11 protein-coding genes are annotated in these 12,720 nt (G+C 65.2%); 6 read left to right on the top strand and 5 right to left on the bottom strand.

Annotated elements, in window-relative coordinates; genetic code table 11:
• Nucleotides 1-7: 7 nt before the first annotated feature.
• Genes JOF29_RS12210 through JOF29_RS12200 form a run of 3 tightly spaced genes read right to left on the bottom strand, consistent with a single transcriptional unit; the run spans nucleotide 8 to nucleotide 3,263 of the window.
• Nucleotides 8-946, bottom strand: coding sequence for a ribokinase (locus JOF29_RS12210; protein WP_209694305.1), 939 nt, complete (start codon nucleotides 944-946; stop codon nucleotides 8-10).
• A gap of 35 nt (nucleotides 947-981) precedes the next feature.
• The gene (locus JOF29_RS12205) at nucleotides 982-2,007 is read right to left on the bottom strand and encodes a class I mannose-6-phosphate isomerase (protein ID WP_209694304.1); all 1,026 of its coding nucleotides are present in this window, start codon (nucleotides 2,005-2,007) and stop codon (nucleotides 982-984) included.
• Between the two features lie 8 nt (nucleotides 2,008-2,015).
• A complete protein-coding gene (locus JOF29_RS12200; protein ID WP_209694303.1) occupies nucleotides 2,016-3,263 on the bottom strand; it encodes a hypothetical protein in 1,248 nt (415 codons plus the stop codon).
• 227 nt (nucleotides 3,264-3,490) lie between these two features.
• Between JOF29_RS12200 and JOF29_RS12195 the strand changes: the two genes are divergently transcribed.
• Genes JOF29_RS12195 through JOF29_RS12185 form a run of 3 tightly spaced genes read left to right on the top strand, consistent with a single transcriptional unit; the run spans nucleotide 3,491 to nucleotide 6,599 of the window.
• Nucleotides 3,491-4,783, top strand: a complete 1,293-nt coding sequence (locus JOF29_RS12195; RefSeq protein WP_209694302.1) for an ABC transporter substrate-binding protein — start codon at nucleotides 3,491-3,493, stop codon at nucleotides 4,781-4,783.
• Complete coding sequence (locus JOF29_RS12190; protein WP_245357555.1) at nucleotides 4,780-5,745, top strand: carbohydrate ABC transporter permease; 966 nt, start codon at nucleotides 4,780-4,782, stop codon at nucleotides 5,743-5,745. Before JOF29_RS12195 ends, JOF29_RS12190 begins: the two co-directional genes overlap by 4 nt.
• A complete protein-coding gene (locus JOF29_RS12185) occupies nucleotides 5,742-6,599 on the top strand; it encodes a carbohydrate ABC transporter permease (protein WP_245357554.1) in 858 nt (285 codons plus the stop codon). The genes JOF29_RS12190 and JOF29_RS12185 overlap by 4 nt, the downstream gene beginning before the upstream one ends.
• Before the next feature lie 379 nt (nucleotides 6,600-6,978).
• Here the strand turns inward: JOF29_RS12185 and JOF29_RS12180 are convergent, their stop codons facing one another.
• Nucleotides 6,979-7,473, bottom strand: a complete 495-nt coding sequence (locus JOF29_RS12180; RefSeq protein WP_209694300.1) for a hypothetical protein — start codon at nucleotides 7,471-7,473, stop codon at nucleotides 6,979-6,981.
• 1,019 nt (nucleotides 7,474-8,492) lie between these two features.
• On the opposite strand from JOF29_RS12180, the gene JOF29_RS12175 reads away from it, so the two are divergent.
• Nucleotides 8,493-9,247 (top strand): IS5 family transposase gene (locus tag JOF29_RS12175; RefSeq protein ID WP_209696099.1). Its coding sequence is split into 2 segments (ribosomal slippage): nucleotides 8,493-8,676 and nucleotides 8,676-9,247, totalling 756 coding nucleotides; the frame shifts between segments, so codons are not numbered across the junction.
• Nucleotides 9,248-9,396: 149 nt separating this feature from the next.
• Here JOF29_RS12175 and JOF29_RS12170 read toward each other — a convergent pair.
• The gene (locus JOF29_RS12170) at nucleotides 9,397-10,338 is read right to left on the bottom strand and encodes an aminoglycoside phosphotransferase family protein (RefSeq protein WP_209694299.1); all 942 of its coding nucleotides are present in this window, start codon (nucleotides 10,336-10,338) and stop codon (nucleotides 9,397-9,399) included.
• Nucleotides 10,339-10,701: 363 nt separating this feature from the next.
• Between JOF29_RS12170 and JOF29_RS12165 the strand changes: the two genes are divergently transcribed.
• On the top strand, nucleotides 10,702-11,691 hold the full coding sequence (locus JOF29_RS12165) for a tyrosine-type recombinase/integrase (protein ID WP_209694298.1): 990 nt from the start codon (nucleotides 10,702-10,704) through the stop codon (nucleotides 11,689-11,691).
• Between the two features lie 322 nt (nucleotides 11,692-12,013).
• Nucleotides 12,014-12,700: a hypothetical protein gene (locus JOF29_RS12160; protein WP_209694297.1), complete on the top strand. Its 687-nt coding sequence runs from the start codon at nucleotides 12,014-12,016 to the stop codon at nucleotides 12,698-12,700.
• The last annotated feature ends 20 nt before the right edge of the window (nucleotides 12,701-12,720 follow it).

The following is a 12,720-nucleotide window of genomic DNA, read 5'->3' as shown; positions in this document are numbered from 1 at the left end:
CGCCGGATCACTTCACGCGCTGGCGAGAGCCAGCCAGTTGCCGGACCTCTTCCCGGAGCGGGTACGACGCCTGCGCGCCGACCCGGGCAACGGCAAGAGCGCCGACTTCGACGCCGACCCGAACCGCACTCTCGAGCTCGCGTCCCTCGGTGAACATGGCCGCAATGGCCCCGATGAACGCATCGCCCGCCCCGGTCGTGTCGACAACCTCGGCGACCGGCAGGCCAGGGACGATGCCGCTCGCGCCTGCCACGGCCCAACTCGCCCCCGCGGCCCCCAACGTGATGACCGCCGACTTGGCCTGTCGCGCGATGTCTTCGGCCGCCTCTTGCGCACGCGCACTGCTGTCGATGACATAGCCGGTCAGGAAGGCAGCCTCGACCTCGTTCACAATCAACGGATCTGCGGCCTGGAGGGTTTCGGCAGGCAACTCGACGAACGGTGCGAGGTTCACGACCGCTCGAGCGCCGGCCTTGGACGCCGCGACCACGGAGGCCGCGATGCTCTCGACCGGAATCTCGCCCTGCACGACGACGACAACCACACTGTCATCGGTGATCAGCCGCTCGACCGCCCGGGCGACCCGTTCGGGAGCTAGCGTGAAGTTCGCACCTGGCACCACCGTGATCGCGTTCTCGCCCTCCGGCAGCACCGAGACCATGGCCATGCCCGTCCGCTCGCTCGTGGTGATCTCGATCTCGCTGGTGTCGATCCCCTCCGAGCGGAGTTCGCGGATCATCAACGCGCCGTCATCGTCGTCGCCGACGGCGCCGACGAAGCCGACCTGGGCACCGAGCCGTGCGCAGGCTACCGCTTGATTGGCCCCCTTGCCCCCGGGAAATTTCTGGAACGTCCTCGCGAGCAATGTCTCGCCGGCCGCTGGCAGGGCGTCGGTCGTCATCACGTAGTCCTGGTTCGCCGAACCGACAACAATCACATTCGCCACGGAGGCTCCTTGGGTATCGATGCTTCGCTACATTATCAACGCGCGTTGAGGTCGCCGGACCGCGGTGGACGGGCTTCCAGCACGGTTCCTTTCCCAGTGACCCGACGCACATCGGAGGCGGCCGGCAGCAAGACCGTGCTCCCGTGTCGCACTGCGGTACTCCCGGTGGATCCTTCGATCCGGAGCGCACCCTCGAGACAGAGCAGGATCACGAAGCCGGCGGCGATCGTGCCAGACCCGTCGATCACCTTCTCGTCCAGCCGGAAGTACGCCTCGGCTTCGCGCCCGAGCCCCGTCGTACCGTCACCCGCCCGCCGGACCAGCCGGCCGACCAGCTCCGTCGATCGGGCCTGGCACTCGACTGCTTCGAGCGCTCGCTCGAATCCGAGACCGAGGTGCCCCTGTACGGATCCGTCGATCGCGAACCCGCGCCATTCCAGCAGGATCGACAGATCCTCCGGCTCCTGGACTTCGGCCAGGAACACTCCGGCACCGATCGCATGCAGGACACCCGGTGGCACGAAGACCCGATCACCGCGGTCGACCGAAATCCGATGCATCGCGCCGAGCAGTGTGCCCGCATCCTGCCGAGCCACCAACTCGCGCAACTGGGCAGCCTCGAGATCGGTGTTCAGGGCCAGGTATACCTCGCCGGGCGACAGGATGTACCAGGCTTCAGCCTTGCCATGCGCGGTGCCGAGATGTGCGCGGGCGAAATCACCACTCGGATGCGCGTGCACCGGAAGACGCTCGCCCGCGTCCAGCAGTTTCAGCAGGAGCTTGCTGTCGGCACCGAATTCCGCGACGTGATCCGGGCCCAGCCACCAGATCGGATCCGCACTGATCGCGTCGGCAAGGAGCCGGCCGTCCGGCAGGACCGTCTGTCCGACGCCGTCCCCTCCGCGCACGCTCGTCGTGGAGGCGATCCAATCCTCCGGCACCCGATCGCCTGTGGACGTCATGCCACGGAACCGAGCGATCCGGGCACCTCCACGATAGAACCGCGCCGGTGGCTGGTTGGACTGCAGCACGATCGGCGGTACGCCTGGAATAGCTGTCACAGTCGCTCCTACCCGAGCTCGATCGGTATGACCGTCAGCTTGTAGTGCTCAGCCGGCTTCCTGAAGTCACCTGCCGTGAGCACATACACGCGATCGGCCGACTGCCATCGCGGCAGAATCGCGGGCACGTAGTACCCCGCCGGGAAGAACGCGTGGGCCCCGCATTGAACCCACGGTCCCCACGGCGTCGGCGACTCATAGAAGTCCCACACCGTCTCGTCGGTGACGCCGACCGACTCGGGCCAATCGACCTTGCCGCTGCCGGCCGGATAGTGCCATCGGATCGTCAGGTAGCGACCACGATCCGCAAGGTAGTTGATGCCGGACCGGCCTAGCCGGCCGCAACGCTCCAGAACGCGTCGCGCCGTCGAGGGATCCGGTCCCCAGTTCGCGTCGTCGGCGCCGTCTTCGCCGACGAGGAACTCCCAGTCCGCCCCGTTCAGCCGGGCCAACTTTTCGCGCGACACCCGGCCCAGGACGAGGAAGTCACCGTTGTCCCAGAAGCCGTTGTTCGACATCGCGTAGACATAGCGCTCGGCTCCGTGCGGGCGCTCGTCCGACTCGCCGTAGTCGATGAAGTACGGGGCGGCGAAGCTTGTGCCGGGGAATGTCGGGTGCGCGAGAGCCTCTTCGGCTTTCGGCGACCAGGTCTGTCCCCCGTCGTCGGACACAATGATGGTCGTGTTCTGCTGGGTTTCGCGGGACAGCAGGTCGCCGGCCATCTCGCCGTACCCGTTGCGGGTCAATGCCCAGTACAGACGTCCGTCGACGTACGTGCAGCCGCTCGACTTCCAGGTGCAGCCGTCGCCCAACTGTTCGGTTGGCAGGAGGCCGTTCGCCTTGAAGTACTGCGCATCCCGGATGGTCTGCTGGTCGAGGGCGTAGTACTCCGGCATCGTCGTGATCGTCGTCCCTACCAGGGAGTAGGGATCATCACCTGTCAGCGTATTGAAGACCACCGTAGAGCCGGCGACACCGCGCGCTTCGGCCTCGGCGAGATGCCGCTTGACCATCTCGTCGGGATCGTAGACGGCGTCGTGGACACCTTTGAGCTTCTCGGCTTCCTCGGCGGTCAGGTCGAGCGCCTCGGCCACCCGCTCCCACAGGCGGAAGCCGCCGGAGTCGTTCGCCGGCAGGTAGAGCGTCCCGTCAGCACCGAGTGCGGCGATCCAGTTGTCGCCGGAGTTGTCGCCGTACACGTACGGCTGTCCGACGGTGACGGTCGTGACCGGGAGCGATCTGGAGGGGCTGGACATGCGGTTCCTCTCTGTCGAAGGAGCGAGAAACACGGCGCAATATGCGTTGACAGTCTATGCAACTCGTGTTGAACTAGGTCAAGCATCTCCTGAAGCCGCGTGAATGGCAACCTCCGCACGGCAATGACCGTGGCGCGGCGCCGACTCCCCGATCGGGGCAGCAGAGCAGCAACTCCAACCGCCCCAGGCATCGACTCAAACGCAGGCAATTCCAAACGAGGTGTGACATGCCCAACCCTGCAACGGGGATATCCCGCCGTTCCTTCCTCCTCGCCAGTGCGCTAGCCGCCGGCGCACCGGCGGTTGCGCTGTCCGGCTGCAGCTCGAACCAGTCGAAGTCCGCGGCGGTCACCTTTGGGACCTTCGTTGGCGCGGCGAACACGAAGGCCTACAAGACATTCCTCGATCAGTTCACCAAGGACAGCGGAATCAAGGTCGATCTGACGGACGTAACTGGTGACTACGTCACGAAGATGCGGACCGAGTTGATCGGCGGCCGGGCGCCGGACGTGTTCCTCGCCGACGACTCGATCATGGGCCAGGCGCTGAAGGCCGGCCTGGTCACGAACTACAGCGACTGGTGGAAGAAGAACACCGCCAAGATCCCGCTGGACAAGTTCTACCCCGACCTCTCACTGTTCTGTAAGAACGACAGCGGCCAGTTCTTCGGCGTCCCACAAGACGCCAACCCGGTCTCGTTCTGGTTCAACCAGAACCTGTTGGACCAGGCGAAGGTCGCCCAGAACCCGGCACAGTTGCAGGAGGCCGGCGACTGGAACCAGGAAGCTGCCACCGAGATCCTCACCAAGCTCAAGACCACCGGCAAGGTGCCGATGGCGATCGAGACCAACTGGTGGTACTGGACCAGCTGGATCACCGCACTCGGCGGGCAGGCCTTCGACGACGCCGGGAAGTGCACCTGGGCGACAGACCCGGCCTCGCTGGCGGCGCTCAAATGGATCTTCGACCAGTTCGCGAACGGGAATCTCGTGTACGCCGGGACGCTGCCGAAGGGCCAGGCCGTCGACGCCCTCTTCTACAGCGGCCAGCTCGCCACCTGCCAGTACGGCCGCTGGATCGCGCCGAACCTTCAGCAGGTGAAGAACTTCGAGTACGACGTTGCACCGTTCCCCTCGAAGTCCGGCAAGGACTTCGCGCCGGTCGGCATCCTGGTCGGCGCGATCTGCGTGAACGCGAAGTCGAAGAACGCCGACGCGGCCAGCCAACTCGTCGCCGACTTCTGTGGCCTCCGTGGGCAGAAGTACCGCGTCGAACTGGGCGCCGTCGTACCGACGATCGAGGACAAGTCACTGAACGGCGCAGTCGCCGTCGCCAAGACGCCGGCCCACGGGCACTGGTACAGCGACATCGCGGCCAAGGCGTACCATCCGCTCTACCTGTCCAGGAACCCCGACGGCAACGCCGCCCTGCCCGGCACGATCGACAAGCTGCTCCACGACAAGTCCGACTACAAGACGTTCGCGGAGCGGACTGCGGCCGTGATCAACGGAGAAGCATGAACAGCCGGACTTCGATGCTGACGGCAAGCAAGGCGTCAGCCGACCCGACCACCGTGCAGACGTCACCGAAGCCCGCTGCGGTCCGGCGAGCACGGCTGCGAGACTTCGGCTGGGCAATGGGATTCCTTGCTCCCCAGTTGACCGGGCTGATCGTGTTCGTCGTCGGGCCGATGGCGTTCGCGTTCTATCTATCGTTCACGAACTGGGACGGATTCAACACCCTGTCCATGGCCGGTCTGGACAACTACCGGTTCGTGTTCACCGATCCCCAGCTGGCCGCCTCGGCGCGCAACACCCTGTGGCTGACGGCGCTACAGGTACCGGGCCTGCTCGTCTCCGGACTGATCGTCGCCTACTTCCTGCAGAAGGCCGGCCGGATGACGAGCTTCTACCGCCTGCTCTTCTTCGCGCCGCAAGTTACCTCGTCGGTCGCCGTCGCGGCGATCTGGCTGTATCTGTTCAATCCGCAGATCTCGCCGATCAACAGCGCGCTGCGGTCGGTCGGCATCACAGCACCCGACTGGCTGCAGAACCCGCATACGGTCATTCTCTCGCTCGTCGTCGTCGGTATCTGGCAGGGACTCGGCTACCAGGTCGTCATCTTCATGGCCGGCCTGTCGAACGTGCCGCGGACGCTGCTCGAGGCCGCGTCTATCGACGGCGCGAACGAGTGGCAGAAGTTCTGGCGAGTGACCATTCCGATGCTCTCGCCGACGATCCTGTTCCTCTCGATCACGTCGATCATCGCGTCGTTCCAGGTCTTCGACATCGTCTACGTCATGTTCGATACGAACGCCACGTCGTCGGCGCGAACGATCGTCTACGAGATCGTGCAGATCGCGTTCCAGCAGAACTCTTTCGGTCAGGCATCCGCGTTGGCCGTCAGCCTGTTCGTCTCCCTGCTCCTGCTCACCGGCCTGCAACTGCTGGCCCAACGTCGATGGGTGTACTACGCCGAATGAGTACCACGACATCGCACCCAACCCGCCGCACAGCGATCCGCTGGACGCAACTCCAACTGCACCTCATCCTGCTGGTCACCTCGGTGCTGATGGCGATCCCGTTCCTGTGGATGCTGTTCGCGTCCTTCAAACCGCTGGACGAGATCTTCCGGTACCCGCCGTCCCTTCTCCCCGAGCACTGGACGACCCGCAACTACGACACCGGCTTCGCCCAGGTCGACTTCGTCCGCGCCTTCGCCAACAGCGTGACCGTCGCGCTGTCCGTCACCGTCATCTCCTTGCTGACGTGCGCGATGGCGGCATATGCCTTCGCCCGAATCCGCTTCGCCGGCCGGGGCATCCTCTTCACCGCTTTCCTCTGCACCATGATGGTTCCGCCGCAGCTGACCATCATCCCGCTCTACATCATCATGGGACGGATCGGTCTGCTCGACACTCTCTGGGCACTCATCCTCCCGTCCGGACTCTTCAACGCCTTCGGTGTCTTCCTCCTGAGGCAGTATGTGAAGGGCATCCCGCTGGAACTCGAGGAAGCCGCCGCCATCGACGGAGCCGGCCGGATCCGCACGTTCGTGACGATCGTCCTACCGCTGCTGCGGACTCCACTGGTTGCCCTCGGCATCTTCCTTTTCCTGGGCCAGTGGAACTCCTTCTTCTACCCGTTGATCTTCCTGAACTCGACGAGCAACTTCACCCTTCCGCTGGTCGTGAACCAGTTCAAGGGCGCCTTGACCTCGGACTGGGGCGCCCTGATGGCGGGGGTCACGATCGCCGCGGTTCCGATGTTGCTCGTGTTCCTGCTCGCCCAGCGCAAGATCGTCGAAGGCATCGCCTTGTCGGGTTCGAAATCCTGAGCCAAGGACCGCGAGACCGATCCGTGCCTCCGGCAACGGCAGCACAGCGGGCAGGACCCAATCCCAGGCCCTGCCCGGCTCGCGGTACAACACCAAGAGATCCGTCGACTCCGCGCCACCGCCAACCTCGACGAACCTGCTCGACTCCGAAGATCCGCAAAAGGCACCTACAGAGCCCTCTCCAAGATTTCCGAGTCCACCCGGCACTTCACCAGCAGTCGGCGCTCGATCCCCTCCGACTCGCGGTGCCACCTCGGCCGGGCATGAGGCGGGACGGGCCGAACCACTCCACGACCTGCTCGACAGATGGACGGAGGTCATCGGCGGGGTCCAGTTGGTCCAATCAGCTCGTTCCGCCGCTCACGGACGGCTCCTTAACTCACTCGGCGCCGACGACCTCGAAGGACTGGTTCACGAAGATGTGGTGCGGCCAGTTGACGCCGATGTTGTGCACTTCGTACTCACCACTGCTCAACTGCACGACGCGGTCGACGACACCGCCCGGATACGCGGCAAGCGCCGCCGTGGTCGCCTTGTACGCCGTCGTTCCGCTGACGACTGTGCCGTCGCCCTCTTTGTAGTCCTGCGGAATCTGACCAACCTGCTGCGCGGCGCTCTGCGTCCCACGCTGGAACGGGACGACCTGTCCGCCCGGCGATCCCGACCCGGACGCCGGATCGACGACAACCTGCACAGCAGTGATCGTCGTACTGTTTGTCGTGCCCAGCACCAAGACCGATGCGCCGTTCGTCACGGCGGCCTGAGTCGTCGAACTGGACCCTTTCAGGTAGATCGTCGAGGAACTCTCGTTGATCGTCGCCTTCTCCCCCGCCGACGTCGTCAGAGTGAACGACGTCCCGGACAGGTTGCTCACGGTACCGACTGAGCCGCCGGCGGCCGGACCCGAGCGCGCGTTCGATCCGCCTTCCCCGCCTGGCACCTGCGGTCCCGCGGCAGCCGGAGGGGTGGCCGCATCCGAGGCCGGCGACGACCGGGCCACTGCATACCCTGCCGATCCGCCCACCACGCAGATCAGCACCGCGACCCCGACCAACCGCCTCGGTCCCGAGAACAGGCGCCGTACCTTCGACTGCTTCGCAGACTCATCTGCCATCATCAGCTCCTCGTCCTGGTTTCACCGACGACCCCAGAATCTCTGACGATCCTGCAAGACCACTCCAACCATCCTGCGAACCCACTGGCAGTCGCCCGCAGCCGTAGCTACCCCCTCCTGAATCGCTTCGGAGCTGAGGTGACTACTTGCTCGCGGGGCCGCGAGCAAGTAGCCATGTTGCCTTGTGCATGACCACCCGAGCGTGGCGGAACTGCCCCGTGCAAGTCGCACGGTGCGGGCCTTGCCCTGCGCAACGACCTTGGTCGTCAGGCCGCTGACACTGTGGATCACCACCTCTGACACCTTGCCTTCGCGCCGCCACAGATCGACGCTGAACCCCCTTCGGGCCCGACTCCGGTGAGCCCGTCCTTGCGCTGCCCATGCACAGGAAGCGCGGGGACCAACTCGATCTGGCCGAGGTGCGGGCAGACCAGCATCTCGAGCATCGCGGTCGGCGTACCGAAGTTCGCGTCGATCTGGAAGGCTCTGCTGTTGGCGTCCAGGGCCAGATGTCGAAGAGATTGAGAGCGCTGGGCCGACGCTGACGGTCGAGGGCCATGAGGAGCTTGCGCTCATGAAGGCAAGGCTGCCCTCGATGGGACGACCACGTCTATTGGGGACCCGGCTCCTCCCACCGACCGGACGGTTCTCCGCGTTCTATTGACGATCACCCGAATCGCCGCCGAGTCCGCCGGCGGCCTTCAAGGCCTAAGTAGGTGTTGGGAAAGCGACGGCGTGGCGTCGTGGCTGGTGGTGCCTGTGTGACCGATGGTGTATTCGTGCGGTCTACTTCCCCAGCCCGTTACCCGTCGGATCTGACCGACGAGCAGTGGACGTTGATTGAGTCGATGGTGTCGGTCAAGCGCGGCGGTCGGCCCGCGAAGCATGCGCGGCGCCGGATCGGGGAGGCGATCTTGTACGTGGACCGGACTGGGTGCTCGTGGCGACAGCTGCCGCACGACTTCCGCCGTGGGACACGGTGTATTGGTATTTCAAACGGTGGACCGCCGATGGCACCACTGACCGGATTCACGACGCGCTGCGCGACCGGGTGCGCGATGCGCAGGGACGCGACCCGATGGCCAGTGCGGGGATCATGGATGCCCAGTCGGTCAAGGGCGCAGACACCGTCGGGGCCGGGTCTCGTGGTTACGACGCGGGCAAGAAGATCAACGGGCGCAAGCGTCACGTCGTGACGGACACCCTCGGTCTGCTGGTAGTGGTGTTGGTGACCACGGCAGGTTTGCAGGATCGTGATGGTGGCCGGCTGGTGCTGGACCGGGCACGGATGCGCATGCCCTCGATCGTGCTGGTATGGGCGGATGGTGGCTACGCCGGCAAGTTGGTCGGGTTCGCGAAGCAGTATCTGCGCATCGTGGTCGAGATCGTGAAACGGACCGACAAGAAGCCCACCTTCGAGGTGCTGCCCCGCCGGTGGGTGGTGGAACGTACCTTGTTCTGGCTGATGCGTTGTCGCCGGCCGGCCCGCGACTACGAGCGCCTCCCCGAACACTCCGAGGCGTTCGTCGAATAGACCATGATCGGGCTGATGACCCGCCGTCTCGCACCGGCACCGGGCAGACGGCCATGGCAGCCCCCAAACGCCACATGACCCCCTTTCCCAACACTTACTTACAGGCCCCCACGTGGAGAGCAGCGTCGATTTCGGCACGCGCGACCACTTTATGACCACTGACTGAGAGCGGTGCGAAGGAAAGCGTCGCGCCTTTCGGTGACGGCAGCGGCGCCCAGGAGGCTACCGTCGTCGGCGAATCCCGCCCAACCGTCCATCACTGTCGGCGTGTTCAGCGCGGCCACGGCATCCCAGTAGGGCACGCCGACTGCCTCCCGGCCCGCCTGCTGCTCCCAGCCCTCCAACACATGGGACGGCGCGTCCTGGCCGTACTGAAGGGTCAGCTGCATCCGCAGGCTGCCGAGATCGACGCCCGGATTACCAGCTCCGGCTGTATTCCAGTCGATCAGCGCAACGCAACGGTCACCCTCCCACAGCATGTTGCCGCCCCAGGCGTCACCATGCACGAACACCGACGCGACTGCCGGCATCCCGTGCGACCTGACCCGCTCGTCGGCCTGCTGCAGCAAAGGTGTGGTCGGCATCAGGCCCCGCCAGCGTTCATCGGCGCGGTCGTCGACGGCGCACGGCCGGGGCCGGTATGGCAGGTGGGCCTGCGGAACCAGCCTGAAGGCGTGGACCCTGGCAAGGGCCGCTCCCGCTTCGCGGAGCCGGGCGACCGAAACCGTCGGCGAGAGACCGGCGCTGCCGGGCAGGAAGGTCTCCAGGGTGGCGACGGTTCCGCTCGCCTTCCCGTCGAGATCCGCAGCGATCAGCCGCGGCGCGGCCAGGCCATGAGTCTCGGCCAGCTGAAGCGCGCGTGCGTTCGTGATCACCCACGCGGCGGCGATCCATCCCCGGACAGGGACCTTCAAGATCACGTCCCTGGTCCGGGCCGCCGGTCCTTCGATTCCCAGGCGGAACGTGCCCGAAGGGCGGTGCTCGCCGCGGGTCAGGCCCTCGGACGAAACGACGCTCGTCCCGCCAACCACCTCGGCCGCCCAGCGCAGAATCTGGTCATTCGGCATCTCGCCTGTGCGCGCTCTTGCCATTTCACTACTTTATTGCGCAGCAGTGGCTTTCCCAACACACAGTAAGGGCTGCTCACGCCACGCCGCTGCCCACATGCCGGATCCCACAACGAGACCGGCGGGCAGACTCAACGCACCTCTTTACGCACCCCAATCAGCGCGAGAGGATGGTTGCCGATGAGAACTAATACGAACTGAGCAGTCGCGAGATCCTTTATCTATAAGAACTTTCGCCCATCAGCGACAAACGCTGGTCAGTCTCGGCCTGCCGCGTCAATCAAGTGCGTCCTCGCGCGTTGAGCACCGTCGGTGTTTCAGCGTGCTGGGAGGCTGTTGTGGCGTTTGCGAAGGATCATCAGTGGACGAAGTCAGTGAAGCTGGCCGATGGGTCCCTGGTACGAGAGCGGAACGAGAAGCGCTGGGGACGCGGGAAGCGGTGGCGCAGGCAAGGCTCGGCTCGACGAGATCGGTGAACGGTGGCTCAAATCCCGGACGGTAGACCCGGCATCGCAGATCCGGTACGAGTCGATGTGGCGGCTCCATCTGCAGCCGGTCTTCGGGCAGCGGATGGTCAAGAGCATCGTGCCGTCAGAGATCGCGGTCTGGCTGACTCGCCTCGTCAGTACCTACGGGGTATCTACCGCGCGAGGTGCGTTCCTGGTGCTGAACGGATGTCTCGAGCTCGCAGTCGCCGATGAACTCATCAAGCGCAATCCAGCCAGGTCACGCGTCGTCAAGAGGCCCGCCCTGGCCAAAGCCAGGGTTGAGGTCTGGTCCGACGAGACCGTCGATCGCATCATCGCGGCCCACCCTGAGGAGTTCCGACTGATTCCGATCACGGGATCGGCCGCGGGGCTGCGCCAAGGCGAGATCTTCGGGCTTTCACCGCACGACCTCGACTTCGATGCGGGAGTCATCCGAGTCCGGCGACAGATCAAGCGGCTCGGCAAGCATCTTGTCTACGCACTCCCAAAGAACGACACGGAGCGAGTCGTACCGATGCCATCCTCATACGCCACGATCGCCAGGGAGCATATCGAGCGCTTCGGCGCGACCGCCGTCTCTCTACCCTGGGAGCACGAGGACGGAGAGATCGAGACGGTCGACCTCCTGTTCATTTGGCAGGATGGCAGGCCGCTGCGAGCGAGACTCTTCGATGAGGTCGTCTGGAAGCCGGCCGTCTCAGCCAGCGGGGTCATTCCCCCACCGACAAAGGACGCTCGTGGACGTCGGCGTTACATAACCAACCGGAAGGCAGGGATGCACGCGCTGCGGCACTACTACGCGAGCATCACTCTCGCCGACGGCGTCAATGTTAAGGAGCTGTCCGAATACCTCGGGCACCACGATCCAGGCTTCACTCTGGAGCAGTAAACGCACCTCTTGCCATCCCCACACGAGCGCGCAAGGCAGGCGGTCGACCGACGGCTGGAGCCGTTGGCCGCACGGCTCACGGAGCAGCGACGGAGTAGGACGTGTCAACTTGTCGATCAGGAGGAGCCCGGCGCCGGACCCGGCCTGCTCTGAGCGAGCGCTTGACTGCCCACAACGCCTTACAAGCAACATAGCTTCAGCAGCTTTGCCGAGCATCGCCTCGTCGTGATGAGGTGCTCTCATGTTGAGCGCGACGAAGATCCACCAGATCTTCGAGGACACCCCGATCGGCACCAAGGTCCAGATCTACGGCGAGTACTAGGTGGCACGCCGCCTCGCCCCCCTCGCCGTACTAACCCTCGCCGTACTAACCCTCACCGCCTGCACCACCCAGCCGACACCGCCAACACCCAGCCCCGCGCCAACGATCGCGCCGCTCACCGTCGAGCAGGCGAAGCTGGCCGCGCTTCGGGTCGCCGACCTGCCGAAGGGCTGGGACGGTGGAGTTGCGCCCGACCCGATCCCCACGCTCCGCGTGCCGATCACCTACGACCCGGTCGACTGCGAGGTGCTCCGCGACCCGTTGCGTGATCGGGAGGCGCCGACGCTGAGCGTTCGCGGCCAGTACTTCCTCCGGCGAGACAGTCCGGGCGGCGATACGGACGCCACCGAGGTGATTGCGTGGTGGCCGACGTCGCAGCTTCCGCTGCTGCAGAAGATCGCCGAGATGTTGCCGCGGTGCCAGACCCTCGCCGGCACCATGGAGGGCGAGACGTTCCACGTATTCGCTCGGCAATTGCCGATGGCAAGCTTGCGGGACGGGATCGTGTTGCGGTTCGGAGACCCCGCGGATCCGAAGCTCAAGTCCGGCACGTACACCGCGTGCGTCGTGCGCGGCGGCACCGTCCTCGCGCTCAGAGGCAGCAGCGAGACCGTCACGACGGATGCCGCGTTCGTGCGCTTCGTGACGACAGCTGTTGCCCGGCTGGACGCCGCCGTCGGCGGTTAGCTTCTGATCGGTTACCAGAG

It is taken from the genome of Kribbella aluminosa (assembly GCF_017876295.1).
In the GTDB taxonomy this organism is placed as follows: domain Bacteria; phylum Actinomycetota; class Actinomycetes; order Propionibacteriales; family Kribbellaceae; genus Kribbella; species Kribbella aluminosa.
Note: the sequence above shows the minus strand (reverse complement) of the source record. Positions and strands in the feature narration are given on the sequence as shown.

Excerpts from the sequence above, each read along its gene's own strand:
- JOF29_RS12200 (WP_209694303.1), bottom strand. The coding sequence starts at position 3,263 with ATGTCCAGCCCCTCCAGATCGCTCCCGGTCACGACCGTCACCGTCGGA.
- JOF29_RS12195 (WP_209694302.1), top strand. The coding sequence starts at position 3,491 with ATGCCCAACCCTGCAACGGGGATATCCCGCCGTTCCTTCCTCCTCGCC.
- JOF29_RS12190 (WP_245357555.1), top strand. The coding sequence starts at position 4,780 with ATGAACAGCCGGACTTCGATGCTGACGGCAAGCAAGGCGTCAGCCGAC.
- JOF29_RS12185 (WP_245357554.1), top strand. The coding sequence starts at position 5,742 with ATGAGTACCACGACATCGCACCCAACCCGCCGCACAGCGATCCGCTGG.
- JOF29_RS12170 (WP_209694299.1), bottom strand. The coding sequence starts at position 10,338 with ATGGCAAGAGCGCGCACAGGCGAGATGCCGAATGACCAGATTCTGCGC.
- JOF29_RS12165 (WP_209694298.1), top strand. The coding sequence starts at position 10,702 with ATGGGTCCCTGGTACGAGAGCGGAACGAGAAGCGCTGGGGACGCGGGA.